This is a genomic window from Streptomyces sp. NPDC048560 (assembly GCF_040650955.1).
Lineage (GTDB): Bacteria > Actinomycetota > Actinomycetes > Streptomycetales > Streptomycetaceae > Streptomyces.
In genome coordinates this window covers 105,013-130,915 of the sequence record NZ_JBEZIJ010000006.1, presented here as the reverse complement: position 1 = coordinate 130,915, position 25,903 = coordinate 105,013, and the positions used below count along the sequence as shown (strand labels likewise).

General features: G+C 70.6%; 27 protein-coding genes and 1 pseudogene. 21 read left to right on the top strand and 7 right to left on the bottom strand.

Going from position 1 to position 25,903, the window contains the following annotated elements; all coding sequences use genetic code 11:
- Nucleotides 1-101 precede the first annotated feature (101 nt).
- Genes AB0C82_RS17805 through AB0C82_RS17770 form a run of 8 tightly spaced genes read left to right on the top strand, consistent with a single transcriptional unit; the run spans nucleotide 102 to nucleotide 6,666 of the window.
- Nucleotides 102-839 carry a metalloregulator ArsR/SmtB family transcription factor gene (locus tag AB0C82_RS17805; protein WP_362842424.1) on the top strand — a complete coding sequence of 246 codons (738 nt, stop codon included), beginning with the start codon at nucleotides 102-104 and terminating at the stop codon, nucleotides 837-839.
- Nucleotides 836-2,257 carry a Fe-S cluster assembly protein SufB gene (gene sufB, locus AB0C82_RS17800; RefSeq protein WP_362842422.1) on the top strand — a complete coding sequence of 474 codons (1,422 nt, stop codon included), beginning with the start codon at nucleotides 836-838 and terminating at the stop codon, nucleotides 2,255-2,257. The genes AB0C82_RS17805 and sufB overlap by 4 nt, the downstream gene beginning before the upstream one ends.
- Nucleotides 2,258-2,316: 59 nt before the next feature.
- On the top strand, nucleotides 2,317-3,498 hold the full coding sequence (gene sufD / locus AB0C82_RS17795) for a Fe-S cluster assembly protein SufD (RefSeq protein ID WP_362842420.1): 1,182 nt from the start codon (nucleotides 2,317-2,319) through the stop codon (nucleotides 3,496-3,498).
- Entirely contained in the window at nucleotides 3,498-3,815 is a 318-nt protein-coding gene (locus AB0C82_RS17790; protein ID WP_362842417.1) for a bifunctional 3-phenylpropionate/cinnamic acid dioxygenase ferredoxin subunit, read from the top strand. The genes sufD and AB0C82_RS17790 overlap by 1 nt, the downstream gene beginning before the upstream one ends.
- A 7-nt stretch (nucleotides 3,816-3,822) precedes the next feature.
- Nucleotides 3,823-4,587, top strand: a complete 765-nt coding sequence (gene sufC / locus AB0C82_RS17785; RefSeq protein ID WP_362842415.1) for a Fe-S cluster assembly ATPase SufC — start codon at nucleotides 3,823-3,825, stop codon at nucleotides 4,585-4,587.
- Nucleotides 4,584-5,852, top strand: a complete 1,269-nt coding sequence (locus tag AB0C82_RS17780; protein ID WP_362842412.1) for a cysteine desulfurase — start codon at nucleotides 4,584-4,586, stop codon at nucleotides 5,850-5,852. Before sufC ends, AB0C82_RS17780 begins: the two co-directional genes overlap by 4 nt.
- Before the next feature lie 26 nt (nucleotides 5,853-5,878).
- The gene (gene sufU, locus AB0C82_RS17775) at nucleotides 5,879-6,334 is read left to right on the top strand and encodes a Fe-S cluster assembly sulfur transfer protein SufU (protein ID WP_362842409.1); all 456 of its coding nucleotides are present in this window, start codon (nucleotides 5,879-5,881) and stop codon (nucleotides 6,332-6,334) included.
- Nucleotides 6,331-6,666 (top strand): metal-sulfur cluster assembly factor, encoded by a 336-nt coding sequence (locus AB0C82_RS17770; RefSeq protein ID WP_173312305.1) that lies wholly within the window; start codon nucleotides 6,331-6,333, stop codon nucleotides 6,664-6,666. Before sufU ends, AB0C82_RS17770 begins: the two co-directional genes overlap by 4 nt.
- Before the next feature lie 112 nt (nucleotides 6,667-6,778).
- Here AB0C82_RS17770 and AB0C82_RS17765 read toward each other — a convergent pair whose 3' ends face one another.
- On the bottom strand, nucleotides 6,779-7,939 hold the full coding sequence (locus AB0C82_RS17765; RefSeq protein WP_362842407.1) for a hypothetical protein: 1,161 nt from the start codon (nucleotides 7,937-7,939) through the stop codon (nucleotides 6,779-6,781).
- A 110-nt stretch (nucleotides 7,940-8,049) separates the two neighbouring features.
- On the opposite strand from AB0C82_RS17765, the gene AB0C82_RS17760 reads away from it, so the two are divergent.
- Together AB0C82_RS17760 and dapD are read left to right on the top strand one after the other, a co-directional pair.
- A complete protein-coding gene (locus AB0C82_RS17760; RefSeq protein ID WP_362842404.1) occupies nucleotides 8,050-8,232 on the top strand; it encodes a hypothetical protein in 183 nt (60 codons plus the stop codon).
- A 60-nt stretch (nucleotides 8,233-8,292) separates the two neighbouring features.
- Nucleotides 8,293-9,291 (top strand): 2,3,4,5-tetrahydropyridine-2,6-dicarboxylate N-succinyltransferase, encoded by a 999-nt coding sequence (gene dapD, locus AB0C82_RS17755; protein ID WP_362842401.1) that lies wholly within the window; start codon nucleotides 8,293-8,295, stop codon nucleotides 9,289-9,291.
- 46 nt (nucleotides 9,292-9,337) lie between these two features.
- Here dapD and AB0C82_RS17750 read toward each other — a convergent pair whose 3' ends face one another.
- Together AB0C82_RS17750 and dapA are read right to left on the bottom strand one after the other, a co-directional pair.
- Complete coding sequence (locus AB0C82_RS17750) at nucleotides 9,338-9,511, bottom strand: hypothetical protein (protein WP_362842399.1); 174 nt, start codon at nucleotides 9,509-9,511, stop codon at nucleotides 9,338-9,340.
- Nucleotides 9,512-9,522: 11 nt separating this feature from the next.
- A complete protein-coding gene (gene dapA / locus AB0C82_RS17745; RefSeq protein WP_362842397.1) occupies nucleotides 9,523-10,428 on the bottom strand; it encodes a 4-hydroxy-tetrahydrodipicolinate synthase in 906 nt (301 codons plus the stop codon).
- A gap of 103 nt (nucleotides 10,429-10,531) precedes the next feature.
- Between dapA and AB0C82_RS17740 the strand changes: the two genes are divergently transcribed.
- The 6 genes from AB0C82_RS17740 to AB0C82_RS17715 all read left to right on the top strand — a co-directional run bounded on the left by AB0C82_RS17740 (nucleotide 10,532) and on the right by AB0C82_RS17715 (nucleotide 16,792).
- On the top strand, nucleotides 10,532-11,212 hold the full coding sequence (locus AB0C82_RS17740; RefSeq protein WP_362842394.1) for a DUF4232 domain-containing protein: 681 nt from the start codon (nucleotides 10,532-10,534) through the stop codon (nucleotides 11,210-11,212).
- Between the two features lie 17 nt (nucleotides 11,213-11,229).
- Nucleotides 11,230-12,012, top strand: a complete 783-nt coding sequence (locus tag AB0C82_RS17735; RefSeq protein WP_362842391.1) for an SGNH/GDSL hydrolase family protein — start codon at nucleotides 11,230-11,232, stop codon at nucleotides 12,010-12,012.
- Between the two features lie 75 nt (nucleotides 12,013-12,087).
- Entirely contained in the window at nucleotides 12,088-12,801 is a 714-nt protein-coding gene (locus tag AB0C82_RS17730; RefSeq protein WP_362842388.1) for an antibiotic biosynthesis monooxygenase, read from the top strand.
- 241 nt (nucleotides 12,802-13,042) lie between these two features.
- Nucleotides 13,043-14,539, top strand: coding sequence for a hypothetical protein (locus AB0C82_RS17725; protein ID WP_362842385.1), 1,497 nt, complete (start codon nucleotides 13,043-13,045; stop codon nucleotides 14,537-14,539).
- A 259-nt stretch (nucleotides 14,540-14,798) separates the two neighbouring features.
- Nucleotides 14,799-16,295: an alkaline phosphatase PhoX gene (locus tag AB0C82_RS17720; protein WP_362842382.1), complete on the top strand. Its 1,497-nt coding sequence runs from the start codon at nucleotides 14,799-14,801 to the stop codon at nucleotides 16,293-16,295.
- Nucleotides 16,296-16,561: 266 nt separating this feature from the next.
- Nucleotides 16,562-16,792 (top strand): hypothetical protein, encoded by a 231-nt coding sequence (locus tag AB0C82_RS17715; protein ID WP_073720249.1) that lies wholly within the window; start codon nucleotides 16,562-16,564, stop codon nucleotides 16,790-16,792.
- Between the two features lie 109 nt (nucleotides 16,793-16,901).
- Here AB0C82_RS17715 and AB0C82_RS17710 read toward each other — a convergent pair whose 3' ends face one another.
- The 3 genes from AB0C82_RS17710 to AB0C82_RS17700 all read right to left on the bottom strand — a co-directional run bounded on the left by AB0C82_RS17710 (nucleotide 16,902) and on the right by AB0C82_RS17700 (nucleotide 19,342).
- The gene (locus tag AB0C82_RS17710; protein ID WP_362843151.1) at nucleotides 16,902-18,083 is read right to left on the bottom strand and encodes a TerD family protein; all 1,182 of its coding nucleotides are present in this window, start codon (nucleotides 18,081-18,083) and stop codon (nucleotides 16,902-16,904) included.
- Between the two features lie 153 nt (nucleotides 18,084-18,236).
- Nucleotides 18,237-18,467 (bottom strand): hypothetical protein, encoded by a 231-nt coding sequence (locus tag AB0C82_RS17705; RefSeq protein WP_362842379.1) that lies wholly within the window; start codon nucleotides 18,465-18,467, stop codon nucleotides 18,237-18,239.
- A 65-nt stretch (nucleotides 18,468-18,532) separates the two neighbouring features.
- Nucleotides 18,533-19,342 (bottom strand): NAD(P)-dependent oxidoreductase, encoded by an 810-nt coding sequence (locus AB0C82_RS17700; RefSeq protein WP_362842377.1) that lies wholly within the window; start codon nucleotides 19,340-19,342, stop codon nucleotides 18,533-18,535.
- Nucleotides 19,343-19,610: 268 nt separating this feature from the next.
- Between AB0C82_RS17700 and AB0C82_RS17695 the strand changes: the two genes are divergently transcribed.
- The gene (locus AB0C82_RS17695) at nucleotides 19,611-20,600 is read left to right on the top strand and encodes a 5-dehydro-4-deoxyglucarate dehydratase (RefSeq protein WP_362842374.1); all 990 of its coding nucleotides are present in this window, start codon (nucleotides 19,611-19,613) and stop codon (nucleotides 20,598-20,600) included.
- Nucleotides 20,597-21,775: a hypothetical protein gene (locus tag AB0C82_RS17690; RefSeq protein WP_362842371.1), complete on the top strand. Its 1,179-nt coding sequence runs from the start codon at nucleotides 20,597-20,599 to the stop codon at nucleotides 21,773-21,775. Before AB0C82_RS17695 ends, AB0C82_RS17690 begins: the two co-directional genes overlap by 4 nt.
- A 147-nt stretch (nucleotides 21,776-21,922) precedes the next feature.
- On the opposite strand, the pseudogene AB0C82_RS17685 reads toward AB0C82_RS17690, so the two are convergent.
- Nucleotides 21,923-22,135: pseudogene (locus AB0C82_RS17685) on the bottom strand (MFS transporter); the annotation flags it as partial.
- 379 nt (nucleotides 22,136-22,514) lie between these two features.
- Between AB0C82_RS17685 and AB0C82_RS17680 the strand changes: the two are divergent.
- Genes AB0C82_RS17680 through araD form a run of 3 tightly spaced genes read left to right on the top strand, consistent with a single transcriptional unit; the run spans nucleotide 22,515 to nucleotide 25,830 of the window.
- Nucleotides 22,515-23,171, top strand: a complete 657-nt coding sequence (locus tag AB0C82_RS17680; RefSeq protein ID WP_362842368.1) for a GntR family transcriptional regulator — start codon at nucleotides 22,515-22,517, stop codon at nucleotides 23,169-23,171.
- A gap of 32 nt (nucleotides 23,172-23,203) precedes the next feature.
- Nucleotides 23,204-24,106, top strand: coding sequence for a dihydrodipicolinate synthase family protein (locus AB0C82_RS17675; protein ID WP_362842365.1), 903 nt, complete (start codon nucleotides 23,204-23,206; stop codon nucleotides 24,104-24,106).
- Entirely contained in the window at nucleotides 24,103-25,830 is a 1,728-nt protein-coding gene (gene araD, locus AB0C82_RS17670) for an L-arabinonate dehydratase (protein ID WP_362842362.1), read from the top strand. The genes AB0C82_RS17675 and araD overlap by 4 nt, the downstream gene beginning before the upstream one ends.
- Nucleotides 25,831-25,903: the final 73 nt, after the last annotated feature.

The window sequence follows — 25,903 nt, the reverse complement described above, 5'->3', positions numbered from 1 at the left end:
TTTCCGCAGGTCAACTTAGGTATGCCTAAGTGACGAAGCCCATCGGGTCATGATCGGGGGCCGGGTTGTCAGGCTCCGGTGAATTACGCAACAATGGCGTTGTGAAATACGTTGGCGAGGCTCCGCAGGAGGATCTCGCGACCGGCGAGCGCTCCACGCGCAACCGGGTCGCGCGCTCCATCCTGGACCACGGCCCGTCCACCGCCGCCGATCTCGCGAAGCGCGTGCGTCTCACCCAGGCCGCCGTCCGCCGTCACCTCGACGCCCTCGTCTCCGACGGAGTCGTCGAAGCCCGCGAACAGCGGGTGTACGGGGCGCGGACCCGGGGGCGGCCCGCCAAGGTGTTCGCCCTGACGGACTGCGGCCGTGACGCCTTCGACCAGTCGTACGACAAGCTCGCCGCGGACGCACTGCGCTGGATCGCCGAGACCGCGGGCGACGAGGCGGTCATCGCGTTCGCCCGCGCCCGTATGGCGGCACAGGCCGAGATGTACCGCGCCGCGGTCGAGGCGGCCGACCCCGAAGACCGTACCGAGGCGTTGGCCAAGGCCTTGTCGGCCGACGGGTACGCTGCTACGGCGCGAAGCGCGCCCGGCCCTCAGCAGGGTGAGCAGCTGTGCCAGCACCACTGCCCGGTCGCACATGTCGCCGAGCAGTTCCCGCAGCTGTGCGAGGCGGAGACGGAAATCTTCTCCAGCCTGCTCGGGACCCATGTGCAGCGTCTGGCCACCCTCGCCCACGGCGACGGCGTGTGCACGACGTACGTGCCGCGCCGCGGCCACGCAACACCAGAGACCACCTCAGTATCTGCAAGCACTGCCGGGAGGAACCCCGCATGACGCTCCCCACGGAGACTGCCCACCCTGAGCTCGAGGGTCTGGGCACGTACGAATTCGGTTGGGCCGACTCCGACGCGGCAGGCGCTGCGGCCAAGCGCGGCCTCTCCGAGGCTGTCGTGCGCGACATCTCGGAGAAGAAGAACGAGCCGGACTGGATGCTGAAGCTGCGGCTCAAGGGCCTGAAGCTCTTCGGCAAGAAGCCGATGCCGAACTGGGGCTCCGACCTCTCGGGCATCGACTTCGACAACATCAAGTACTTCGTGCGGTCGACGGAGAAGCAGGCGGAGTCCTGGGAGGACCTGCCCGAGGACATCAAGAACACGTACGACAAGCTCGGCATCCCCGAGGCGGAGAAGCAGCGCCTCGTCGCCGGTGTCGCCGCGCAGTACGAGTCCGAGGTCGTCTACCACCAGATCAACGAGGAGCTGGAGGCGCAGGGTGTCATCTTCATGGACACCGACACCGCGCTGAAGGAGCACCCCGAGCTCTTCCAGGAGTACTTCGGCACCGTCATCCCCGTCGGTGACAACAAGTTCGCCTCGCTGAACTCGGCCGTGTGGTCCGGCGGCTCGTTCATCTACGTGCCGAAGGGCGTGCACGTGGAGATCCCGCTCCAGGCCTACTTCCGTATCAACACGGAGAACATGGGCCAGTTCGAGCGGACGCTGATCATCGTCGATGAGGACGCCTACGTCCACTACGTCGAGGGCTGCACCGCGCCGATCTACTCCTCGGACTCGCTGCACTCCGCGGTCGTCGAGATCATCGTGAAGAAGGGCGGCCGCTGCCGCTACACGACCATCCAGAACTGGTCGAACAACGTCTACAACCTCGTCACCAAGCGCGCCGTGGCGTACGAGGGCGCGACCATGGAGTGGGTCGACGGCAACATCGGCTCCAAGGTCACCATGAAGTACCCGGCCATCTACCTGATGGGCGAGCACGCCAAGGGCGAGACCCTGTCCATCGCCTTCGCGGGCGAGGGCCAGCACCAGGACGCCGGCGCCAAGATGGTCCACATGGCCCCGAACACCTCGTCCAACATCGTCTCCAAGTCGGTGGCACGAGGGGGCGGCCGCACCTCCTACCGCGGCCTCATCGAGATTGGCGAGGGCGCGCCGGGCGCGAAGTCCAACGTGCTCTGTGACGCGCTGCTGGTCGACACGATCTCGCGCTCCGACACCTACCCGTACGTCGACGTCCGTGAGGACGACGTGTCCATGGGTCACGAGGCGACCGTCTCCAAGGTCTCCGAGGACCAGCTCTTCTACCTCATGAGCCGCGGACTCACCGAGTTCGAGGCCATGGCGATGATCGTGCGCGGCTTCGTCGAGCCGATCGCCAAGGAGCTGCCCATGGAGTACGCACTTGAGCTCAACCGGCTGATCGAGCTGCAGATGGAGGGTTCGGTCGGCTAGTACGCCCGCCGACCGCGTCCCCCTACTTCTTGACTGAGAAAGCGAGCACTACGACAGCCATGGCTGAGGCTCAGAACATCCCGGCCGGTTCGACGACCGCCGGTTCCATCGCGGTGGCCGCCGAGTCGACCGTCGCCACGCGCATGAGCGCGCCCCCGTCCTTCGACGTCGCGGACTTCCCCGTCCCGCACGGCCGTGAGGAGGAGTGGCGGTTCACGCCGCTGGAGCGCCTTCGTGGGCTGCACGACGGCACCGCCGTCGTCACCGGCGACGCCGTGAAGGTCGCGATCGAGGCCCCGGAAGGGGTCACCGTCGAGACCGTCGGCCGCGAGGACTCGCGGCTCGGCAAGGCCGGCACCCCGGTGGACCGCGTCGCCGCCCAGGCGTACTCGTCCTTCGCTCAGGCCTCGGTCGTCACGGTCGCCAAGGAGGCCGTGCTCACCGAGCCGATCCGGATCGCCGTGCACGGCGAGGGCGGCGTCGCGTACGGTCACCAGCTCATCGAGCTGGGAGCCTTCGCCGAGGCCGTCGTCGTCATCGACCACACCGGTGACGCGGTGCTCGCCGCCAACGTCGACTACGTCCTGGGAGACGGTGCCAAGCTCACCGTCGTCTCGGTCCAGGACTGGGACGAGAAGGCGGTGCACGTCGGCCAGCACAACGCGCTGATCGGCCGGGACGCCTCGTTCAAGTCGATCGTCGTCACCTTCGGCGGCGACCTCGTCCGGATCCACCCGCGGATCAGCTACGCGGCCCCCGGCGGCGAGGCCGAGCTCTTCGGTCTGTACTTCACCGACAAGGGCCAGCACCAGGAGCACCGCCTCCTCGTCGACCACAACACCCCGCACTGCAAGTCCAACGTGGCCTACAAGGGCGCGCTGCAGGGCGAGGGTGCGCACGCCGTGTGGATCGGTGACGTCCTCATCCAGGCCAAGGCCGAGGGCACCGACACGTACGAGATGAACCGCAACCTCGTCCTCACGGACGGCGCCCGGGTCGACTCCGTGCCGAACCTGGAGATCGAGACCGGCGAGATCGTCGGCGCCGGTCACGCATCCGCGACCGGCCGCTTCGACGACGAGCAGCTGTTCTACCTCCAGTCGCGGGGAATCCCCGCCGAGGAGGCCCGCCGTCTCGTCGTGCGCGGCTTCTTCGCCGAGCTCGTCCAGCAGATCGGCCTGCCGGACGTCGAAGCCCGTCTCCTCGACAAGATCGAGACCGAGCTGAAGGCCTCCGTCTGATGGCCTTCGTCAAAGCCTGTGCGCTGAGCGAGCTGGAGGACGACACCCCCAAGAGGGTGGAGCTCGAAGGCACGCCGGTGTCCGTGGTGCGCACCGAGGGCGAGGTGTTCGCGATCAACGACATCTGCTCGCACGCGAACGTCTCGCTGTCGGAGGGCGAGGTCGAGGACTGCATGATCGAGTGTTGGCTGCACGGATCGAGTTTCGATCTGCGTACCGGCAAGCCCTCCGGCCTTCCCGCGACGCGCCCCGTTCCCGTTTACCCCGTAAAGATCGAAGGGGACGATGTGCTCGTCTCCGTCACCCAGGAGACCTGAGTCACCCATGGCAACGCTTGAAATCCGCGACCTGCACGTCACCGTCGAGGCCGACAACACCACGAAGGCGATCCTCAAGGGCGTCGACCTGACCGTGAAGCAGGGCGAGACCCACGCCATCATGGGCCCCAACGGGTCCGGCAAGTCCACCCTCGCGTACTCGCTCGCCGGTCACCCCAAGTACACGATCACCAACGGCACGGTGACCCTGGACGGCGAGAACGTCCTGGACATGACCGTCGACGAGCGCGCCCGCGCCGGTCTCTTCCTCGCCATGCAGTACCCGGTCGAGATCCCCGGCGTCTCGGTCTCCAACTTCCTGCGCACCTCCGCCACCGCCGTCCGCGGCGAGGCGCCCAAGCTGCGTACGTGGGTGAAGGAGGTCCGCGAGACGATGGCGGAACTCCAGATGGACCCGGCCTTCGCCGAGCGCAACGTCAACGAGGGCTTCTCCGGCGGTGAGAAGAAGCGCCACGAGATCCTTCAGCTGGAGCTCCTCAAGCCGAAGATCGCCATCCTCGACGAGACCGACTCCGGCCTCGACGTCGACGCCCTGCGCGTCGTCTCCGAGGGCGTCAACCGCGTCCGCGAGACCGGCGAGGTCGGCACGCTGCTGATCACGCACTACACGCGGATCCTGCGTTACATCAAGCCCGACTTCGTTCACGTCTTCGCGAACGGCCGCATCGCCGAGTCCGGCGGAGCCGAGCTCGCCGACAAGCTGGAGAACGAGGGCTACGAGGCCTACACGAAGGGTGGCGCTTCCGCGTGACTGACGCCCGACAGGGGCTCACCGGCCTCCTCGACACCGAGGCGATCCGTAAGGACTTCCCGATCCTGGACCGCACGGTCCACGACGGAAAGAAGATCGTTTACCTGGACAGCGCTGCGACGTCGCAGAAGCCGCGCCAGGTCCTCGATGCGCTCAACGAGTACTACGAGCGGCACAACGCCAACGTCCACCGCGGTGTGTACACCATCGCGGAGGAGGCCACCGCGCTGTACGAGGGTGCCCGTGACAAGGTCGCGGCCTTCATCAACGCGCCGAGCCGCAACGAGGTGATCTTCACGAAGAACGCCTCCGAGTCGCTCAACCTCGTCGCGAACATGCTCGGCTGGGCCGACGAGCCCTATCGGGTGGACCGTGACACCGAGATCGTCACCACGGAGATGGAGCACCACTCCAACATCGTGCCCTGGCAGCTGCTCTCGCAGCGCACCGGCGCGAAGCTGAAGTGGTTCGGCATCACCGACGACGGCCGTCTCGACCTGTCCAACATCGACGAGATCATCACGGAGAAGACGAAGATCGTCTCCTTCACCCTGGTCTCGAACATCATGGGCACGATCAACCCGGTCGAGAAGATCATCCGCCGTGCCCAGCAGGTCGGAGCCCTGGTCTGCATCGACGCCTCGCAGGCGGCACCGCACATGGTGCTCGACGTGCAGGCGCTGCAGGCGGACTTCGTGGCCTTCACCGGTCACAAGATGGTCGGTCCGACCGGTATCGGCGTGCTGTGGGGACGGCAGGAACTCCTGGAGGACCTGCCCCCGTTCCTCGGCGGCGGCGAGATGATCGAGACCGTGTCGATGCACTCGTCGACGTACGCTCCCGCGCCGTACAAGTTCGAGGCGGGTACGCCCCCGATCGCCCAGGCCGTCGGCCTCGGTGCGGCCGTGGACTACCTCACGGCGGTCGGCATGGAGAACATCCACCGTCACGAGCAGGCGATCACCGAGTACGCGGTGAAGCGGCTCCTGGAGGTCCCGGACCTCAGGATCATCGGTCCGTCGACGGCCGTGGACCGTGGTGCGACGATCTCCTTCACACTGGGTGACATCCACCCGCACGACGTGGGCCAGGTCCTGGACGAGCAGGGCATCGCCGTCCGGGTCGGTCACCACTGCGCCCGGCCGGTGTGCCTGCGGTACGGAATTCCTGCGACGACGCGAGCGTCGTTCTATCTGTACTCCACGCCCGCCGAGGTCGACGCCCTGGTGGACGGTCTCGAACACGTCCGGAACTTTTTCGGTTAAATGCCACAGCTGCTGAGGGTTGACTGGTGAAGCTTGATTCCATGTACCAGGACGTGATCCTGGACCACTACAAGCACCCCCACGGGCGCGGCCTGCGGGACGGCGACGCCGAGGTGCATCACGTCAACCCGACGTGTGGCGACGAGATCACACTCCGGGTGAAGTACGACGGCGAGAAGATCGCCGACATCAGTTACGACGGTCAGGGCTGCTCCATCAGCCAGGCCAGTGCGTCCGTGCTGAACGAGCTCCTCGTGGGCAAGCAGCTCGGCGAGGCGCAGAAGATCCAGGGCGCGTTCCTGGAGCTGATGCAGTCGAAGGGCCAGCTGGAGCCGGACGACGCGATGGAGGAGGTGCTGGAGGACGCGGTCGCGTTCGCCGGTGTCTCCAAGTACCCGGCCCGGGTCAAGTGCGCGCTGCTGAGCTGGATGGCGTGGAAGGACGCGACGGCGCAGGCGCTGTCCGAAGGGAAGACCGCATGAGTGAAGAGACAGTCGCACTGAAGCCGGCCTCCGAGGAGGAGGTCCGCGAGGCTCTGTACGACGTAGTCGACCCCGAGCTGGGCATCGACGTCGTCAACCTGGGCCTCATCTACGGCATCCACGTCGATGACGCCAACATCGCCACCCTCGACATGACGCTGACGTCCGCGGCCTGCCCGCTGACCGACGTCATCGAGGACCAGGCGAAGTCCGCGACCGACGGCATCGTCAGCGAGTTGCGGATCAACTGGGTCTGGATGCCGCCGTGGGGCCCGGACAAGATCACGGACGACGGCCGCGAGCAGCTTCGCGCGCTCGGCTTCAACGTCTGACCGGTCAGCACACACGTTCACCGCGGGGCGTCTCTTCCCTTGTAGAGGGGAGAGGCGCCCCGCGGTGCTGTGCGCGGTGCCGGGCAGCGGTCCGGCACCGCGCCATGCCGGGTTATCCGCCGTGCTGCGGGACGGCGTCCTGGGGAGCGCCACCCTGCGGCGGTACGGCCGCCGCCTCGGCGAGCACCGGGCCCAGGTTCTCCGTGCGTATCCGGCGGTCGACGTACAGCAGGCCGTTCACCAGGAGCGGGAAGGGGCCCGAGACGACCTGGCCCACCATCTGTCCGACCATGATCGCCACCCCGTAGCCGCTCATCGCGATGATCACGGCGGTGGGGCTCGGATCGGCGTCCAGGTTCGCGCTGCTGATGATGGTCGGGAACATGCCGAGGATCGAGAACGGCATCTGGATGAGGTAGGCGGCGACGCCCGCGATGGCGGAGGACAGCCACGTGATCCCGAGCACCCGCCACCAGTCGCCGCGCACCAGCTGCGACGAGCGGCGCAGGGCCTCGACGGGACGCTGCCCCTCGAAGACCACGGCCGCGGGGGCCAGAGAGAACCTCACCCAGAGCCAGACAGCGATCGGCGCCGTGAGCAGGGCGCACAGTGCGCCGATCGACATGATGGTGAGGGCGCCGTTGCCACCGTCCAGGGCGATGATGGCGACCGTCATGGCGAAGAAGGCCACCATGGCGAGCAGCACCGGGACGGCTCCGACCAGGCCCATGAGGAACACGGTGCCGATCATGGACGCCATGCGCTCACGGGACCGCCGCCACACCGTGGCGAAGCCGACCTGCCGGCCCAGCACGGCGTCCTGGAGGATCGCCGGCACGGCCCCGTACATCAGGGCGGACGCGAGCACCACGAGGACGATGCCGAGCAGCGCGACGACGCCGAAGGCGGTCACCAGCGGTACGACGTCCGAGGAGTCGGGCTCGATGCCCTGGGGGAGTGCGACGACCTTCTCGAAGGTGTCGGAGACGGCGGAGTAGGCGATCACCAGCGCCGCCACCATCACCAGCGCGGATCCGCCCCACAGGGCGAGGCCCATGCCGAAGAGCGGCTTCCAGTACCGGCCCATCGTGGCGAAGGCGCCGCCCAGCAGGTCACCGAGTCTCAGCGGTGCGAGGGGTATGACCCCGGGCTTGGGCGGCGGCGTCCAGCCGCCCCATCCCGGCGGCCCGCCGTACACACCCTCGCCGTACGGCGATCCCCCGAGATGCGCGCCTCTGTATGCGCCGCCGCCCCACCCTGCGTCCTGCGACACTGCTTCTCCGTCATGTTGTTGTTCGTACAGTCGTCCGATGTACCGGTCGGGACACCGTAGCGTCCCCCGGCGCCGCTCAGCGGCTCGCGCTGTTCCGGACCACCGATCCTGTGTCGGGGACGACCGCCGCTTCGTACGCCCCCGATCAGGCTCCCGCCCACGCGCGGGGCCGCTCAGGGCGGTACGTCGCTGTCCCGTTCAGCGGCCAGGGCCTCGCGGCGCTGGGAGGAGTGCTGTACGCGACCGCGCCCGCGCCGCTCCGGCCGGTCCGCGCGGTGCTCGCGGGCGGTTGACGGGGTTGGCTGTGTGAGACCGGTTCGCCCGCTCGGGCCCCGGGCGGTTAGGTTTTGGTCATGACCGACACGACTTCCCAGGCTTCCCCCCGTACCACCGGCGCCGTCGCCGCCGGCCTCGCCACCATCGCCGGTGACGGCACCGTTCTCGACACCTGGTACCCCGCCCCCGAGCTCTCGGCCGAGCCCGGCCCGGCCGGTACGCAGCGCCTCACGCCGGACGAGGCCGTGAACCGGCTCGGCGAGGCCGCGGCCCGGGCCATCGGCGTGGACGCCCGCCGCGGTGTGGAGGTCGTGGCCGTCGCCACGGTCATCTCCTCGCTGGACGACAAGCCGCTCGACGCGCACGACGCGTACCTGCGTCTGCACCTGCTCTCGCACCGGTTCGTCCAGCCGCACGGGCAGAACCTCGACGGGGTCTTCGGCCTCCTCGCCAACGTCGCCTGGACCTCGCTCGGTCCGGTCGCCGTCGACGACCTGGAGAAGGTCCGGCTGAACGCGCGCGCCGACGGTCTGCACCTCCAGGTGACCTCGGTGGACAAGTTCCCGCGGATGACGGACTACGTCGCGCCCAAGGGCGTACGGATCGCCGACGCCGACCGTGTCCGGCTCGGTGCGCACCTCGCGGCCGGTACGACCGTCATGCACGAGGGCTTCGTCAACTTCAACGCCGGCACGCTCGGTACGTCGATGGTCGAGGGCCGCATCTCCGCGGGCGTCGTCGTCGGCGACGGCTCCGACATCGGTGGCGGCGCGTCCACGATGGGCACGCTCTCCGGCGGCGGCAACGTCCGCATCACGATCGGCGAGCGCTGCCTGGTCGGTGCGGAGGCAGGCGTCGGGATCGCGCTGGGTGACGAGTGCGTCGTCGAGGCCGGGCTGTACGTCACCGCGGGTACGCGGATCACGATGCCCGACGGACAGATCGTCAAGGCCCGTGAGCTCTCCGGCGCCTCGAACATCCTCTTCCGCCGCAACTCGGTCACGGGCACGGTGGAGGCCCGCCCGAACAACGCGGTGTGGGGCGGCCTCAACGAGATCCTGCACCACCACAACTAGGACGACGAGCGGTGGGCGGACGCGGAACCGGTCCGTATCCGCCGTGTCATCGGTCGCCGGAGGGGTCCGGAACGACGACCTCGTCCTGCTCCTGGCGCAGGGCCGCGATCGCGGCCCTGCGCCACCGGGTCACCAGGACGGCGACGGCAGCGACCAGGAACATGGATGCGACGGGTGCGCCCCACACCAGGAGCGCCGGCGCACTGCCCGCACTTTCCATTTCGTTCTCCCTCAGGGGCTCTTGGGTGGCGTAGTCGCGACCAGTCTCCTCCGCGCCTCCCGCAGTGCGTCGGCTGCCTCTTCCCCGGCAGGCTGCAAGGGTTCGCGGACCGGGCCCGTGGGCAGCAGGGCCTTGGCCGTGACGGTGCCGGGCAGTCCGGACGCCATCATCAACTCGACCAGCTCGACGGTGAGTCCGTTGAGGCGGGCCGCCCCGGTGGTGTCCCCGGCGTCGAACGCGTCCAGTACGGCCCGCATCTGGCGCGGCGCCACGTTGGCGACCGTGCTCACATAGCCCGCTCCGCCCAGTGCGTACAGCGCCAGGTTCAGCTCCTCGCACCCCGAGTAGTAGGCGAGCGAGGTCCTCGACATCACCTTCGTGGCGCCGAGAAGGTCGTAGCTGCAGTCCTTGACGGCCACGATGCGGGGGTGTTCCGCGAGGCGCAGCAGGGTGTCCGGTTCGATCCGGGTGCCCGTGCGTCCCGGGATGTCGTACAGCATCAACGGGATGCCGGCGGCGTCCGCGACCCGGGTGAAGTACGTCTCCACGGCGGACTGCTGCGGCCTGCTGTAGTACGGCGAGACCAGCAACAGGCCGTCGGCGCCCGCCTCTTCGGCCTCCCGGGCCAGCCGCAGCGTATGCCGGGTGTCCGGACCGCCGACTCCCGAGACGAGCGGGACCGCGGGGCCGACCGCTTCCCGTACCGCCCGCAGCAGTGCGGCCTTCTCGGCGTCCGTCGTGGTCGGTGACTCGCCCGTCGTGCCGCTGAGCACGAGCCCGTCGCATCCCTCGGCGACCAGTCGGGAGGCGTGCTGCCGGGCGGTGTCCAGGTCCAGGGCGCCGGTGGCGGTGAAGGGCGTGATCATGGCGCAGAGGGTGCGGCCGAAGGGTGGCGGCGTACGGGTGTCGGCTGTCATGCCCGCAGTCTCGGCCGTAGGATCGTGAAGGTCTACTTAGTTCTTCTTGGAGTGATGTCGTAGATGTGCTGAACAGTATCCCGAATGCGGCACCGCGTCTGGCATGATCGAACGCACGAACGACGGGCCGAAGCGGGGCGGACGCATGGCAGCACGGCCAGGTGACGGGGTACGCGGACCGGTTGCGGCGGTCCTCGTCCTGGCGGGCGCGCTGGTCCTCTCGGGCTGTGCCGGGTTCCTCGTCCCGGCGGGCGAGGGCGAACCCGGGCCGACGGTGAGCCCGGCACGCACCACCGCTCCTCCGCCCGCGCCGCCCACGGCCGACGTCACGGCGCGGGGTTCCGCGCCCGCCTCCGCCAGGGGCGGCTGTCCCGCCTCCGGTGCGCGCGTGGACATGGGGCAGGTCGAAACGGCGATGTTCCACCGGGCCGTCGTCCTCACCCTCACCAACTGCGGCGGGAAGCCGTACGCCGTCGCCGGCTATCCGTCGGTCCAGGCCCTCGGCGAGGACGGTGAACGGCTTGCGGTGAAGGTCAACCCGGGCGGCTCGTACTTCGGCGCCGACCCCGGCGCGGAGCCGGTCACGCTGAAGCCGGGCAGCGCCCTGCGTTCGATCCTCGCCTGGGTCCCGACGCGGGAGGGCGGCGACCTGATCGAGGGCGACGCGCTGGAGATCGCCGCGGCCCCGGACGCCGGAGCCCGTGTCTTCCCGCTGGTGGGGCACGACATCCGGCTGATGGACGAACTGAACATGACCGCCTGGCACGTACAGGAACCCAACTGACCCGAGGAGAGCCGGGCATGACGGCACGACGCACCTTCACCCGGTACGTGGCCATCGGCGACAGCCAGACCGAAGGACTGGGGGACGGCGACGACGTCCGTGGTCATCGTGGTTTCGCCGACCGCCTCGCGGAGATCCTGGCAGCCGACTCCCCGGAACTGCTCTACGCCAACCTCGCGGTACGGGGCAGGCTCGCCGGCCGCGTGAAGGCGGAGCAAATGGAACCCGCCCTCGCGCTGCGGCCCGATCTCGTCACCGTCATGGCGGGGATGAACGACCTCGTGCGCCCCGGCTTCGACGCCGCGCGGATCGCCGCGGACCTGGAGGAGATGTTCGCCGCGCTGACCGCGTCCGGCGCCACGGTGGTCACCGTCACCTTCCCCGACATCGGCCGCATCTCACCGATGGCCCGCCGGGCGGTGCCCCGGGTCCTCGACCTCAACGCCCGGATCAGGGAGGCCGCCGCCCGGCACGGCGCCCTCGTCCTCGACACGTTCCCGCAGGCCGCCATGGTGGACCCCCGCCTCTGGAGCCAGGACCGGTTGCACGCGGCGCCGCTGGGCCACTCCCGTATCGCCTCCGGCATGGCTCACGTACTGGGCGTGCCCGGGCACGCCGACTGGGCCGCGCCCCTGCCGCCTTCGCCCGCCCGTTCCCTCGTCCGCAGGGCGGCCGTGGAGGCGGGCTGGGCCGCGAGCTTCCTGGGGCCGTGGGCGGTCCGCCGGATCAGGGGGCGCTCCTCCGGTGACGGCCGCACGGCGAAGCGCCCAGCCCTGACCCCGGTGCTTCCCCTGCCTTGACCTCAAGCGCGCTTGAGCCACGAGGGTGATGAACGCAGGCACGCCGCGAGGGCGGGCCGAGAAGGGATCACCGTCATGCCCGCGCAGTTCATCTCCCGGCCCGACCTCACCCGTCCGGACGCCCGGACCGTCAAGGCGAGCACCTGGGACGTAGACACCCCCGAGCGGCAGCGGCGGGCGGTCGACGCCATCCGCACGGCATGGGCCGGCCGCGCGTGGCCGCACCCCGGGCTGCTCTCGTACACCGTCCACACCGGGGAGGACGGCAGGACGCTGCTGACCTACGCGCAGTGGACCGGCGAGGAGAGCTACCTGGCCTTCGTCGCCGACGGCAGGGACGACCGCGACGCGGCCGTCGACGCCGCCGTACCGGGCATCGAACGGCTCGGCACGCACTCGTTCGAGCTGTACCGCTCCACGCCACTCGCGGCGGGTGACGTCCGCGAGCCGGGGGCCGTCGTCATCGTCGACGTCGAGTTCGAGGGACCCGGCCCGGCCAGACAACGGCAGTGGGTGGACGCGGTGTTCGAAGCGCTCGGCACGGATCCGGCGCCCGCCCCCGGCGGAATCTCCGGCCACTTCCACCTGGGGACGGACGGGACCCGCGTGCTCAACTACGCGGAGTGGGAAAGCGCGCAGGCGCACATCGACGCGCTCGCCGGGCCCGGGGACGGGATCGGGTCACTCACTCCGCAATGGCGGAAGGTGCAGACGTTCCCCGGAGTGACCGGCGGCCGCGTGAACCGCTACACGCCCGCGTTGAGCATGGTCCCGGGCGGCGAGGTGTGAAGTGCGGCTGAGGGCTGTGCCGTTGTCCCCGGTGGATCAGCGCGCGGCGCCGGAGGCCTCGGATCGCGAGGCGGAGGAACGTCCGCCTGCCGGAGGTGTCCGGGCGTTCCGGCAACGCGACGAGGGGCCGCAGCTGTCGTCGTGCGCCCGCCAGGGATCGCGGGACAGCCCTTAGGCTGGGCGGCCTGAACTCCGTACCCCTCAGGTACGCCCGAGTCACTCTCCCGAGGAGAACCACCTGATGTCCGCAGAGCGCCCCTCCCTGCCGCCGGTGCGGCTGCACTCCGAGGCCGAACTGGCACGGGACGCGCTCGCCGCTCCGCTGCTCGCCCGCGCCGTCAGGCTCGCTCGCTGGGCCGGCCCCGGGACACGGGTCGGCGCGGGCGGCGAACTGGCCGAGGCGCAGCTGCCGGCGGCTGCCGCGCACCTGGGCCTCGACGACGACGAGGACGGCGCCGCGTACGCCAGCGAGGCGTGGCGCCTCGCGGTCGACACCGGGCTCCTGGACGTGGAGGACCCCGCGGACTCCGAGGACGGGGGAGCGGGCGAGGACGGCGGTCCCGGGGGCGGAGAGGCGGAGGGCACCGTCACCGTCGGCGAGAACCTCGCCCTGCTGACCGGTGGCTCACCGCAGGACGTGCTGGCGATCTGGCTCGACGGTCTGGAGGCCGTGTACGCCGATGCCACCGCCCCGGCCTTCGACGACTTCGCCGACCTCGTCAACGAGGACGGCACGATCGACTTCGACGCCCTGGACTGGGACCCGGAGGCGGAGGCGGAGTTCCTCGACGGCGTCCTCGGCAACCTGTATCTGCTCACCGTCTCGGAGGCCGGTCCCGGCGAGGGCCCGCTTCCGCTGCCCGCGCTCGCCGCCTCGATGATCGTGCCCGATGACATGGGGGAGCCCACCGACGACGTGCTGGAACAGGTGTCCGAGGCGATGATGCGCCTCGACGACCAGTTCCGGGTGCTCGAACCCATCGGCATCGTCGAGTACCGCCCGCTGGACGAGACGCTGCTGACCGAGGAGGGCGGGGACGGCGCACCGCCGGCCGACGAGGAGGACGTCACCCGCTACGGTCTCGTGAAGCTCACTCCCCTCGGCCTGTACGGCATCCGGGCCAGGATGCTGGAGGCGGGCGTGGACGCCCCCGCAATCGGGGACCTCGCGGAGAAGGGGGCCGAGGAGCTTCTCGCGGGCATCGCGTACTACCCCGAGGCGGCCGTCCGCGCCGAGACCGAGCTGTGGCTCGGCCGGCACGGGAGCGCCGGCGCGGTGACGGCCGCCCGCGAGCTGCTGAGTGCCTCGCGCGGTTCCGACGCGGGCGCGCCGTTGCGCCGGCTCCATTGCCAGCAGGCCCTCGCCCTGGCGGGTCCCGAGGCGGAGCCCGCCGTGCGGGCGGTGCTCGACGACCCCGAGCTGGGCGGCCTCGCGCGGGTCTGGCTCGCGGAGCGGGGAGCGGCCGACGTACCGGCGCCGCCGGAGTCGATGATCTTCTGGCTGGCCGTCGACACGATCGCCGCCCAGCTCGACGCCGACAGCGATCTGGACGAGCTCCAGGGTCTGGTCGAGGGGCTTTCCGGACAGCACAGCGGCTTCTTCGACGAGGTGTGGCGGGTGGACCATCCCGGCACGGCCGAGGTCCTTGAGGCGATGGGGCGGCTGCACAGCGACAAGAAGGCGGCGAAGGAAGCACGGAAGGCGGCGTTCAAGGCGCGTTCCAGGAAGAGCGGCTGACGGCTGGTCACCGACCGGCGGGCGCGCTCGCCGGACGGGCGTCCCGGCGGGCTCACGTGACGGCACCCCCGGTGGTCGAGGGCGCCGTCACGTGCGCGCCGTGCCTCGCGGGTGGACGGACGGCAGGTCACAGGCTTTCCGTGGCCACGGCATCACAGGAAGGGTGCCGCTCAATGTCGTTTCTTGTTCAACCTCCGTTGGTGTGAGGAGGGAAGCCTGGGCGCGCCCCCCCGGCCCGAAACCTCACATGGAGTCCGCGATGTCCTTCACCCGCAGGGAATTCACCCGGCAGTCCGCCCTCACCGGGGCGGGCATCGCCCTCACCGGCGCCGTCGGCGCACTCGCCACCGCGCCCGGCGCCCTCGCCGCCGAGGAGCCGGAGCACGGCCGGGGTCACGGCTCCGAGAACGGTCACGGGCACGGGCACGACAAGGCCCCCGGCTACGGGGAGCTGCTGCCCGACCCCGCGGGCATCCTGGCGCTGCCCGCCGGATTCTCGTACCGGATCCTCACGCGCAGCGGCGTCACGAAGCTGGAGACCGGTGAGTCCACGCCCTCCAACCACGACGGCACGGCCGCCTTCGCGGGCCCCCGCGGAGTGACGCTGCTCGTCAACAACCACGAGCTCAAGGGCCCTCGCTCCAAGTGGCAGTACCCCGTCCCGCTCGCCGAGGGCCTCGTCTACGACCCCGCCGCGTCCGGTGGCTGCACGGTCGTCGAGACCCGCAGGGACGGCCGCACCGCCGAGTGGGTCGGCATCGCGGGCACCTCCACCAACTGCGCCGGCGGCTCCACCGCCTGGGGGACCTGGCTGACCTGCGAGGAGAACTCCGACAAGGCCGGTCAGAACGGAATGACCAAGGACCACGGCTACGTGTTCGAGGTCGACCCGTACGACCGTCACGCCAACCGTGACCCGCGGCCCGTCAAGGCGTTCGGCCGGTACGACCACGAGGCCGTGGTCATCGACCCCAGGAGCGGCCACGCCTACCTCACCGAGGACGCCTCCGGCCCCAACGGGCTGTTCTACCGCTGGGTCCCGCCGCAGGGCTTCGAGCACGGCCGCGGCAGGCTCCGCACCCTCGCCGACGACGCCGGTGTCCTCCAGGCCGCCAAGTGCTTCGACCGTGCCGGCATGTTCGTCGACGACCTGTCCCGCGCCACGAAGATCGGCACCGTGTACGGCGTGGACTGGGCCGACGTCCCCGACCGGGACGCGAAGACCGTCCCCGTGCGCAAGCAGTTCGGCCAGCTGGACGTCACCCGGGGCCGCAAGCTCGAAGGCATGTGGTGGGGCGACGGCGGCGCCTACCTCGTCGCGTCCTACGCCCGGGACGAGAGCCCCGTCCCGCACGACGGCCAGGTCTGGTTCTACGACCCCAAGCGCCGCACGCTGACCCTGAAGGTGCTTCTCGGCGTCAACCCCGACCCGTCCGTGGACGGCGCGTTCGACAGCCCGGACAACATCACCGTCTCGCCCTACGGCGGTCTCGTCATCGCCGAGGACGGCGAGGGGATCTCGCACCTCTTCGGTGCGACGGAGAACGGCCGTACGTACCCGATCGCGCGCAACGACCTCAATGTGGGCACGACCGAGAGCCCCCAGTACAGCGAGTTCGCCGGAGTGACGTTCTCGCCCGACGGGAGGACGCTCTTCGCCAACATCCAGACGCCCGGAATCCTGCTCGCCATCACCGGCCCCTGGAAGCGTCAGCCGAACCGGCCCGGCCACGCGGGTGCGGCGGCGTCGGACTGACCACGACGCAGCGGCACACCACGCGCACCGTGCGTGGTGATGCCGCCGGGGAGGCCGGCGGGCGGGCCGGCCGCGCCCCGTCGGGAAGCGAGAACCGCCACACCTTCGGGGGGCGTTCGCGGACGGGATTCCGGATAGCTCCCCTGGTGGCAGCGCGCAGAAGCCGTGCCGGGCACCGGAACGGCTGATTACGAATCCGGCACTACTGGGCCCCCAGGAGTGGTCGGGCATGGCGTCGGGCGCTCTCAAGGCGCATACTCGACTTAATGAAACAGTCAGCCGGTTCCCGGCGTCACCTGCCTTCCAGTCCCTTCAACCGCCCGGCCCAGGCGGCCCCACCGGTCGAATGTTTCGATGTGGGCGACAGGGTGTCGCACGACCAGTTCGGGCTCGGCAGAATCCTCGCTGTCGAGGGCGACAACGATGCGGTCCTCATCGACTTCTCTGGGCGACAGGGGAGGATTCTGAGCCCGTACTCCAAGCTGACCAAGCTCTGAGAAGGATCACGAGCTCACACAGCGTCCGCCTGGAGAATCTCCGGACCCGGGGCACCTGAGAGTCATCAGGTGCCCCGGAAGCCGTTTCCGGGCCAGGCCCGTCGCCTGGTTACAGGGACTTGGCGGCGGGCTTCACCATGCCCCGGACGGTCCGCGACTTCACGAACTCGCCCATGCCGGTCATCTCCCACTCGCCGGAGAACTGCTTGATCAGCTTGGCCATCAGCACACCGGTCTGCGGCTCGGCGCCGGTCAGGTCGAAGCGGACCAGCTCCTCGCCGGTGGCCGCGTCGATCAGCCGGCAGTACGCCTTGGCGACCTCGGTGAACTTCTGGCCGGTGAACGAGTTGACCGTGAAGACCAGACCGGTCGCCTCCGCGGGGATGCGGCCCAGGTCCACGACGATCACCTCGTCGTCTCCGGCGCCCTCACCCGTGAGGTTGTCGCCCGAGTGCTTGATCGCGCCGTTCAGGATGGAGAGCTTGCCGAAGTAGCAGCTGTCCAGGTGATTCCGGTTGGGCCCGTACGCGATGACGGATGCGTCCAGGTCGATGTCCTTGCCGCGGAACGCCGGCTCCCAGCCGAGGCCCATCTTGACCTGGGAGAGCAGCGGCTTGCCGCCCTTGACCAGGGACACCGTCTGGTTCTTCTGGAGGCTGACGCGGCCCTTGTCCAGGTTGATCTTGCCGGAGCCCGCGGGTGCGGCCGCGGGCGGGGCGGGCGGCGCCGCCGGGGCCGGGGGAGCGATCCTCGGGTCGACGGGGGCGGCCTGCGGGGCGGGAGCGGCGGCCGGGGCGGGCTCCTCCACCGAGACGCCGAAGTCCGTGGCGATACCCGCCAGCCCGTTGGCGTAGCCCTGGCCTACGGCGCGGGCCTTCCAGGCGCCGTTGCGCAGATAGATCTCGATGACCACGAGCGCTGTCTCGGAGCCCAGCCGGGGCGGGGTGAAGGTGGCGAGCGCCGTGCCGTCGTCCGCGTTGCGCACGGTGGCGGTGGGCTCGATGCCCTGGAAGGACTGGCCCGCGGCGTCGGGGCTCGCGGTGACGACGACCTTCTCGATGCCGGGCGGGATCGCCGAGGTGTCCACCACGATCGCGTCGGGCGCCGAGCCGCCGCCGGACCGGTAGGTCACGCCGGAGCCCGTGGGCTGGTTGTAGAAGATGAAGTCGTCGTCGGAGCGCACCTTGCCATCGGCGGTGAGCAGCAGGCCCGAGACGTCGAGCCGCACGGGAGCGGCGACGTCCACCGCCACGCGGACGGCGGAGAGAGGGATGTTCGAGCCGGGGGTCATTGCGGTCATGCACGGGGTAACGAACGACCCCGCTTTGCCGTTCCCTTACCTTTGCCCCGCCTGCTCCGTACGGGTTCCGCTCTCCCCGCACCCTGCTCCGTACGGGTTCCGCTTCTGCCCGCGCGAGCTCCGCAGGGGCTTCGGCGTTCGATTTCAGCGACCGCCCCGCTGGTTGCGCGGGTGGTTGCGGGCGGCGCGCTCGTTGCCGTGCTTGTACGCGCCGGTCCAGCGGGCCATGACCAGTTGGGCGTCCCCCGAGGTCACCTCGGCCACGAACTTCTCCGCCCGGCTCCCGCGCAGTGTGCCCGCCGGGCGGCCGTGATGGGTGATGGTGACGCTCGCGTGGGCGTGCCGCTCGTACAGGAATCCGGAAGGTTTCGGCATGGCCCGCATGATGCCGGGCGGGGCGGCGGGCTGTCACCGGGGTTTCGGCCGGCCCGGGCGCCCGGTCAGTGGGGCCAGATCGGCGGGTCGGTGACGAAGTGGCCCCCGATGTGCGCGTGCTCCGGCTTGGCGGGGTCCAGTTCGCCCTGCTCGGCGATGAGTTTGTCCGCGTAGGGCTCGGAATCGTCCTGGGGCTCGTAGCCCAGGGACCGGGCGGAGCTCAGGTCCCACCACAGGCGCGTGTTGTCGGAGGAGCCGTAGACGACCGTGTGCCCGACGTTCTCGGCGGTGATGGCGGCGTCGAGGAGCCGGGCGCCGTCGGCGGGGCTCATCCAGACCGACAGCATCCGTACCGACGTGGGCTCCTCGAAGCACGAGCCGATGCGCACGGATACGGTCTCCAGGCCGTACCGGTCCCAGTAGAGCTGGGCGAGGTCCTCGCCGAAGGACTTGGAGAGGCCGTAGAAGGTGTCCGGGCGGCGGGTGACGCCGACCGGGATCAGCGGGTCGCCGGGCAGCGGGCGCGGGGTGTAGCCGATGGCGTGGTTGGACGAGGCGAACACGACGCGGCGCACGCCCTCCTCGCGCGCGGCCTCGTAGAGGTTGTAGGTCCCCTCGATGTTCGCGCGCAGAATCTTGTCGAAGGAGGCTTCCAGGGAGATGCCCGCGAGGTGGATGATCGCGTCGACGCCCCGCACGGCCTCGCGGAGCGCCTCCTTGTCGCCCAGGTCGGCGACGATCGCGTCCGGCTCGCCCTCGATGGGGACGAGGTCGAGGAGCCGGAGCTCGTAGCCGTGCGCGGGCAGCAGCGCGCGCATCAGGGTGCCGAGACCACCGGCGGCGCCGGTGAGCAGGACGGTGCGGGGAGCGGGCATTCGGGGTTCTCCTCGGTGCGGTCGCGGACGTGACGGACGTGCGCAACACATCAAATCCATGGATGACATTCACATGCATGGACAAGTTACGAACGCCCGACGGATCACGTCAAGTGTCTCGTGGGCCGGGTGGATCCGGAGCGGGTCCCTCCTCCAGCTCGGCGTTTCCGTCTTGACCTTGCCCCGGTGCCTGCCTTAGCGTGGCGCCGTTCATGAATATGGACGTCAATCATAGTTGTGCACGCCTGAATCCGCTCAGGGAGCGCCCGTGACCTCAGCCCCCCTTGCCGCCCGGCTCACGCGAGTCGCCGGGCCGCTCTTCTTCCCCGTCACCGCGTACGGGCCGGACGGTGCCGTCGACCTGACCGCGTTCCGTGCGCATGTGCGGGACGGTATCGACGCCGGTGCGGCCGCGGTCTTCGCGTGCTGCGGCACGGGCGAGTTCCACGCGCTGACCCCTGACGAGTTCGGGCTCCTGGTCGCCGCGGCGGTCGAGGAGACCGCCGGACAGGTGCCCGTCGTCGCGGGCGCCGGATACGGCACCGCGCTCGCGATCCAGTACGCGAAGATCGCCGAGGAGGCGGGCGCCGACGGACTTCTCGCCCTGCCCCCGTACCTTGTCGTCGCGGGTCAGGAAGGGCTGCTGCGCCACTACACCGCGCTCGCCGCCGCCACCGGACTGGAGACGATCGTCTATCAGCGCGACAACGCCGTCTTCACTCCGGAGACCGTCGTCGCGCTCGCGGGGACGCCCGGGATCATCGGGCTCAAGGACGGGTTCGGTGACCTCGACCTGATGCAGCGGATCGTCAGTGCCGTACGCACCGGGTCGCCCGGCCAGGACTTCCTGTACTTCAACGGCCTGCCGACCGCCGAACTCACCGGGCTCGCCTACCGGGGCATCGGCATCACGCTCTACTCCTCGGCCGTCTTCGCCTTCGCCCCCGACATCGCCCTCGCCTTCTACCGGGCGCTGGACTCGGGTGACGACGAGCTGGCCAATGCCCTGCTGGACCACTTCTACCGGCCACTGGTAGAGCTGCGCGCCAAGGGGCACGGCTACGCCGTCTCGCTGGTGAAGGCGGCTGTCCGTCTCGGTGGGCGGGAGGTCGGAGAGGTGCGCACCCCGCTCATGGAGCCGCCCGCCGCCCACATCGAGGAGCTCGTCGGGATCATCGCGGGCGGACGCGCCGTGCTGGAGGCACGCGAGGCCGGTACGCCCGGGGCCGAGGCGCCGGAGGCGGTGGCACGCGGGTGAAGACGTCCGCCTTCCTCTACCCCTGGGACGTCGTCGGCGACCCGGACGCCGCGGCGCGCGTCGCCGCCCTCGGGGTCCAGCAGGTCACCCTCGCCTCGGCCTACCACTCGACCCGGGCACTGACCCCGCGTCATCCGGGCCGCCGCATCGTCACCGCCGAGCACGCCGCGGTGCTCTACCCGCCGGACGCGGAACGCTGGTCGGGGCGCGCGCTGCGGCCCTACGGGCAGTCCTGGGTGCCGGGCGATGACCCGTACGCGGAGGCGGCGCGGGCGCTGACCGATGCCGGGCTCCAGGTCCACAGCTGGGTCGTGCTGGCGCACAACTCGCGGCTGGGAGCCGAACATCCGGACACCTCGGTGGTCAACGCCTACGGCGACCGCTACCCGTGGGCGCCCTGCATCGCCCAGCCGGACGTCCACGCCTATCTGGTCGCCCTGGCCGCCGAGGCCGCGGTCCGCGAGGGGGCGCTCGGCACCGAGCTGGAGTCCTGCGGCTGGTACGGCCTCGCCCACCTGCACGCCCACGACAAGACCGCGGGGGTCGGTCTGGGGGACGCGGCGCAGTACCTGATGTCGCTGTGCTTCTGCCCGCACTGCCGGGCCGGGTACGGCGGGCAGGGCCTGGACGCCGATGAGCTGGGCGCGTCGGTGCGACGCGCCCTGGAGCCGGTCTGGGCCGGCTCCGCCACCGCCGGGGCGGGATGGTCCGCCGTCTGCGAGCTGCTCGGCGCCGAGCTCGCCGAGGCCACCCTCCGGTGGCGCGGCCAGGTCGCCCGTACGCTGCAGGAGTCCGCGGTCGCCGCCGTGCGGGCGGCTGCCGGGGCCGGGTTCCAGGTGCTGCTGCACGCCGACCCCGCCGCGTACCGCACGGGGGCCAACGTGGGTGTCGACGCGCGGCACATCCTCTCCGTCGCCGACGGCGTGGTGCTGCCCTGCACCGGTGGCGACGCGGCGCGCGAGGCGGTCCTGGAGCCGTTCGCGGGCGGGGCCGGCGTGCTGGCCGCGAACTTCGGCGTCGTCTCCGGGATGGGCGGCAGCCCCGGCACCCTCGCCCGCGACGCCGCCCACGCGGCCTCGCTCGGCGCGAACCAACTGCGCCTCTACCACGCCGGTCTTGCCTCGGGCCCGGACCTCGAAGCCGTCGCCGACGCGCTCTCCCACGTCGGGCGATGAAGGAACCGGGCCGGTGGGGGAGCCCGTCAGCCTCCCCCGCCGGCCCGTGACCACCAGGGCCGCCGTCAGCGTCCCCGCCGCCGCGCTCGGCGGCAGCACTACCCGTACGTAGGCCACCGCGAGCAGTCCCGTGCCGAGCGTCGGTGCCACCGCGTTCGGCGCCGTCATCAGGGAGCCCGCGGTGGCCGCAGTGCGTCCCAGGAAGGCCGCGGTCGTCTCCCGCCGCACCGCCGTCATCGCCGCGCTCAGCACACGCGGCAGCCCCACCCCGATCGCCGCGCTCGCCCCCAGGGTCACCGCGTCGTACGGCGGCGCCCTCGCCCCCGCGCCCACCGAGAACGGGGCGATCCCGGCCGCCGCGTCGCGAACAGTCAGCGCCGCCGAACTGTCGGGGCCCGCGCGGAACTTGACCCGGATCCCGGCGTTCAGCCGCATCGCCCAGGTCCCGAACCTCAAGACGAGGACATCGGCCGGGAAGAGGGTCGCCGTGCCGTCGCGCAGTACGTCTTTCACGCTGCCGACGCTGGTCACCGAGGGGGGCGCCGGGCATCGGGCGGATGCCCGGCGCGCACGGCGTGCGGCCTCATTGAGGACATAACGGCAGCGGCGCACGACGAGCCGTGAAACTTCTTTTGTCAGAAGCGTTGACGAAACATTCGGAGCAGCTCTAGCTTCATCGCGTCGTACTTCGTACGTCATATATGAGACGCGATACGCGAGATGCGAGAGCCCTTCACCCATGACCTTTGCGCCCACCCCGATTCCGTCCCGCACCCAGTACGTGCTGGAGGCGATCAAGCACGCGATCCTCACCGCGCAGCTGAGCCCAGGGCAGGCACTGGTGGAGACCGAACTCGCCGCACAGTTCGGGGTGTCCAAGACCCCGGTGCGGGAGGCGCTGAAGACCTTGGCCGGTACCGGGCTCGTCGTCATGAGCCAGTACAAGGGCGCCACGGTGCGGCTCGTCGACGCGACCATGGCCCGCGAGGTGTACGACGTACGGCTCCTCCTGGAGCCCGAGGCGCTGCGCCGTTCGATCACCCGCAGGGGCTCGCTCGACGAGGCCCAGGAGGCCCTGGAACGGGCCGACTCGGCGCAGGACAAGGCCGAACGCTCCCTGGCCAACCGGGACTTCCACCGGGCGCTCTACCTGCCCTGCGGAAACCCGCTGCTCGCCCGGATGCTCGACGAGGTCCGCGACCAGGCGGCCCTGGTCTCGACCGTCGCCTGGTCGGCCATCCCGACCTGGGAGCGGGAGGCGGCCGAGCACCGGGAGATCCTGCGGCTCGCGCTCGCCGCCGACGCCACCGCGGCCGCCGGGGCTCTCCACGACCACATCGCGTCGTTCGTGCGCCGCGCCTTCCCCGACGACGTCGACGGGGGTGACGCGGCGTGAACCACCAGCACACAGACGAAAGGCGTGTCCGCATGGACCTCACTCCGCTGAAGGCGGCCCTCGCAGATGTCGTGGCCATCCCGGTGACCCCGTTCGCCGAGGACGGGACCATCGACACGGCGGCGCACCGCGCCCTGCTGCGACGGCTGCTCGACGGCGGCGTACGCATCCTCACCCCGAACGGCAACACCGGGGAGTTCTATGCGCTCACGCCCGACGAGCGACGGGCCGTCACCGAACTGACCATCGAGGAGACGGGCGACCGCGCCACCGTCCTGGTGGGCGTCGGACACGACGTGCCGACCGCCGTCGACGCCGCCCGGCACGCCAGGGACGCCGGCGCCGAGATGGTGATGGTGCACCAGCCGGTGCACCCCTACGTCTCGCAGGACGGCTGGATCGACTACCACCGGGCGATCGCCGAAGCCGTACCCGAGCTCGGAGTCGTCCCCTACATCCGCAACCCGCTGCTCGGCGGCGAGGCACTGAGCACCCTCGCCGACAGCTGCCCCAACGTCATCGGCGTGAAGTACGCCGTGCCGGACGCGGCCCGCTTCGGCGCCTTCGCCCGGGACGCGGGCCTGGAGCGCTTCGTCTGGGTGGCGGGCCTCGCCGAGCTGTACGCCCCCTCCTACTTCGCCACCGGCGCCACCGGCTTCACCTCCGGCCTCGTCAACGTCGCCCCCGGCGTCTCGCTGACCATGCTGGAGGCATTGCGGGCCGGGGACTACGCGGCGGCGATGAAGGTCTGGGAGCAGATCCGCCGTTTCGAGGAGCTGCGCGCGGACCGGCAGTCCGCCAACAACGTCACGGTCGTCAAGGAGGCCCTGGCCTCGCTCGGACTCTGCCGGCGCGATGTCCGCGCCCCCAGCAGGGTGCTGCCCCAGGCCCAGCGCGCCGAGGTCGCCGACCAGGTCGCCGGGTGGTCCATATGACAGCTCGACTCACCTCCGAGGAACTGCGCAGCCACCAGTGGTACGGCACGGACGGGCTCCGCTCGTTCAGCCACCGTGCCCGCACCCGTCAGCTCGGCTACCTCCCGCAGGAGCACCTGGGTAAGCCGGTCATCGCGATCCTCAACACCTGGTCGGACATCAATCCCTGCCACGTCCACCTGCGCGACCGCGCGCAGGCGGTCAAGCGGGGGGTCTGGCAGGCGGGCGGCTTCCCGCTCGAGTTCCCGGTCTCCACGCTCTCGGAGACCTTCCAGAAGCCGACGCCCATGCTCTACCGCAACATGCTGGCGATGGAGACCGAGGAGCTGCTGCGCTCCTATCCGGTCGACGGCGCCGTCCTGCTCGGGGGCTGCGACAAGTCGACCCCCGCGCTGCTGATGGGCGCCGCGTCGGTCGACCTGCCGACCGTGTTCGTCCCCGCGGGCCCGATGCTGCCGGGGCACTGGCGCAACGAGGTCCTGGGCTCAGGCACGGACATGTGGAAGTACTGGGACGACAAGCGGGCCGGTCTCATCGGCGACTGCGAGATGGCCGAACTGGAGAACGGGCTCGCCCGCTCGCCCGGCCACTGCATGACGATGGGGACCGCCTCGACCCTGACGGCCGCCGCCGAGGCGCTGGGCGTCACGGTGCCGGGCGCCTCTTCCATCCCGGCCGTCGACTCCGGTCACGACCGGATGGCGGCGGAGTCGGGCATCCGGATCGTCGAACTGGTGTGGCAGCAGCTGACCTTGTCGAAGATCCTCACGGCGGACGCCTACGAGGACGCCGTCGCCACGGTGCTCGCACTCGGCGGTTCCACCAACGCCGTGATCCACCTGATCGCCATGGCGGGCCGCTCGGGAGTGAAGCTCACCCTGGACGACTTCGACCGCATCGCCCGCACCGTGCCGGTACTCGCCAACCTCCGCCCCGGCGGGAAGTACCTGATGGAGGACTTCCACTTCGCCGGCGGGCTGCCCGGGTTCCTGGCCCGCCTCACCGACGTACTGCACCTGGACCGCCCCACCGTCTCGCACACCTCGATGCGTGAGCAGATCGACGGGGCGCTCGTGCACAACGCGGACGTCATCCGGGAGCGGGACAACCCGCTCGCCGACGAGGGCGGCGTGGCGGTGCTGCGCGGCAACCTCTGCCCGGACGGGGCGGTCATCAAGCACATCGCCGCCGAGCCGCACCTGCTGCGTCACACCGGCCCCGCGGTCGTCTTCGACGACTACCGGGAGATGCAGGCCACCATCAACGACCCGGCGCTCGCGCTCACCGCCGACCACGTCCTGGTGCTCCGCAACGCGGGCCCCAAGGGCGGGCCCGGTATGCCGGAGTACGGAATGCTGCCGATCCCCGACTACCTGCTGAAGCAGGGCGTACGGGACATGGTGCGGATCTCCGACGCCCGGATGAGCGGCACCAGTTACGGGGCGTGCGTCCTGCACGTGGCGCCCGAGTCGTACGTCGGCGGGCCGCTCGCCCTCGTCCGTACCGGTGACGCGATCACGCTGGACGTGGGGGCCCGACTGCTCCACCTCGACGTGTCCGATGAGGAGCTGGAGCGCCGCAGGGCCGACTGGACCCCGCCGCCCAACCGGTACGGGCGCGGTTACGGGGCGCTCTACCAGGACCAGATCACCCAGGCCGACACCGGCTGCGACTTCGCCTTCCTCGCCCGGCAGGGCGACGTGCCCGACCCGTACGCAGGCTGAACCGCCGCTCGACCGGCGCCGAGAATTCCTGCGCACCGCCTCGTTCGGCAGGCCGAACGACATGCGGCAAGCG

Coding starts and splice junctions, on each gene's coding strand:
- sufB (WP_362842422.1), top strand. CDS start 836: ATGACGCTCCCCACGGAGACTGCCCACCCTGAGCTCGAGGGTCTGGGC.
- sufD (WP_362842420.1), top strand. CDS start 2,317: ATGGCTGAGGCTCAGAACATCCCGGCCGGTTCGACGACCGCCGGTTCC.
- AB0C82_RS17790 (WP_362842417.1), top strand. CDS start 3,498: ATGGCCTTCGTCAAAGCCTGTGCGCTGAGCGAGCTGGAGGACGACACC.
- sufC (WP_362842415.1), top strand. CDS start 3,823: ATGGCAACGCTTGAAATCCGCGACCTGCACGTCACCGTCGAGGCCGAC.
- AB0C82_RS17770 (WP_173312305.1), top strand. CDS start 6,331: ATGAGTGAAGAGACAGTCGCACTGAAGCCGGCCTCCGAGGAGGAGGTC.
- dapD (WP_362842401.1), top strand. CDS start 8,293: ATGACCGACACGACTTCCCAGGCTTCCCCCCGTACCACCGGCGCCGTC.
- AB0C82_RS17750 (WP_362842399.1), bottom strand. CDS start 9,511: ATGGAAAGTGCGGGCAGTGCGCCGGCGCTCCTGGTGTGGGGCGCACCC.
- dapA (WP_362842397.1), bottom strand. CDS start 10,428: ATGACAGCCGACACCCGTACGCCGCCACCCTTCGGCCGCACCCTCTGC.
- AB0C82_RS17740 (WP_362842394.1), top strand. CDS start 10,532: ATGATCGAACGCACGAACGACGGGCCGAAGCGGGGCGGACGCATGGCA.
- AB0C82_RS17735 (WP_362842391.1), top strand. CDS start 11,230: ATGACGGCACGACGCACCTTCACCCGGTACGTGGCCATCGGCGACAGC.
- AB0C82_RS17730 (WP_362842388.1), top strand. CDS start 12,088: ATGCCCGCGCAGTTCATCTCCCGGCCCGACCTCACCCGTCCGGACGCC.
- AB0C82_RS17725 (WP_362842385.1), top strand. CDS start 13,043: ATGTCCGCAGAGCGCCCCTCCCTGCCGCCGGTGCGGCTGCACTCCGAG.
- AB0C82_RS17720 (WP_362842382.1), top strand. CDS start 14,799: ATGTCCTTCACCCGCAGGGAATTCACCCGGCAGTCCGCCCTCACCGGG.
- AB0C82_RS17715 (WP_073720249.1), top strand. CDS start 16,562: ATGAAACAGTCAGCCGGTTCCCGGCGTCACCTGCCTTCCAGTCCCTTC.
- AB0C82_RS17710 (WP_362843151.1), bottom strand. CDS start 18,083: ATGACCCCCGGCTCGAACATCCCTCTCTCCGCCGTCCGCGTGGCGGTG.
- AB0C82_RS17705 (WP_362842379.1), bottom strand. CDS start 18,467: ATGCCGAAACCTTCCGGATTCCTGTACGAGCGGCACGCCCACGCGAGC.
- AB0C82_RS17700 (WP_362842377.1), bottom strand. CDS start 19,342: ATGCCCGCTCCCCGCACCGTCCTGCTCACCGGCGCCGCCGGTGGTCTC.
- AB0C82_RS17680 (WP_362842368.1), top strand. CDS start 22,515: ATGACCTTTGCGCCCACCCCGATTCCGTCCCGCACCCAGTACGTGCTG.
- AB0C82_RS17675 (WP_362842365.1), top strand. CDS start 23,204: ATGGACCTCACTCCGCTGAAGGCGGCCCTCGCAGATGTCGTGGCCATC.
- araD (WP_362842362.1), top strand. CDS start 24,103: ATGACAGCTCGACTCACCTCCGAGGAACTGCGCAGCCACCAGTGGTAC.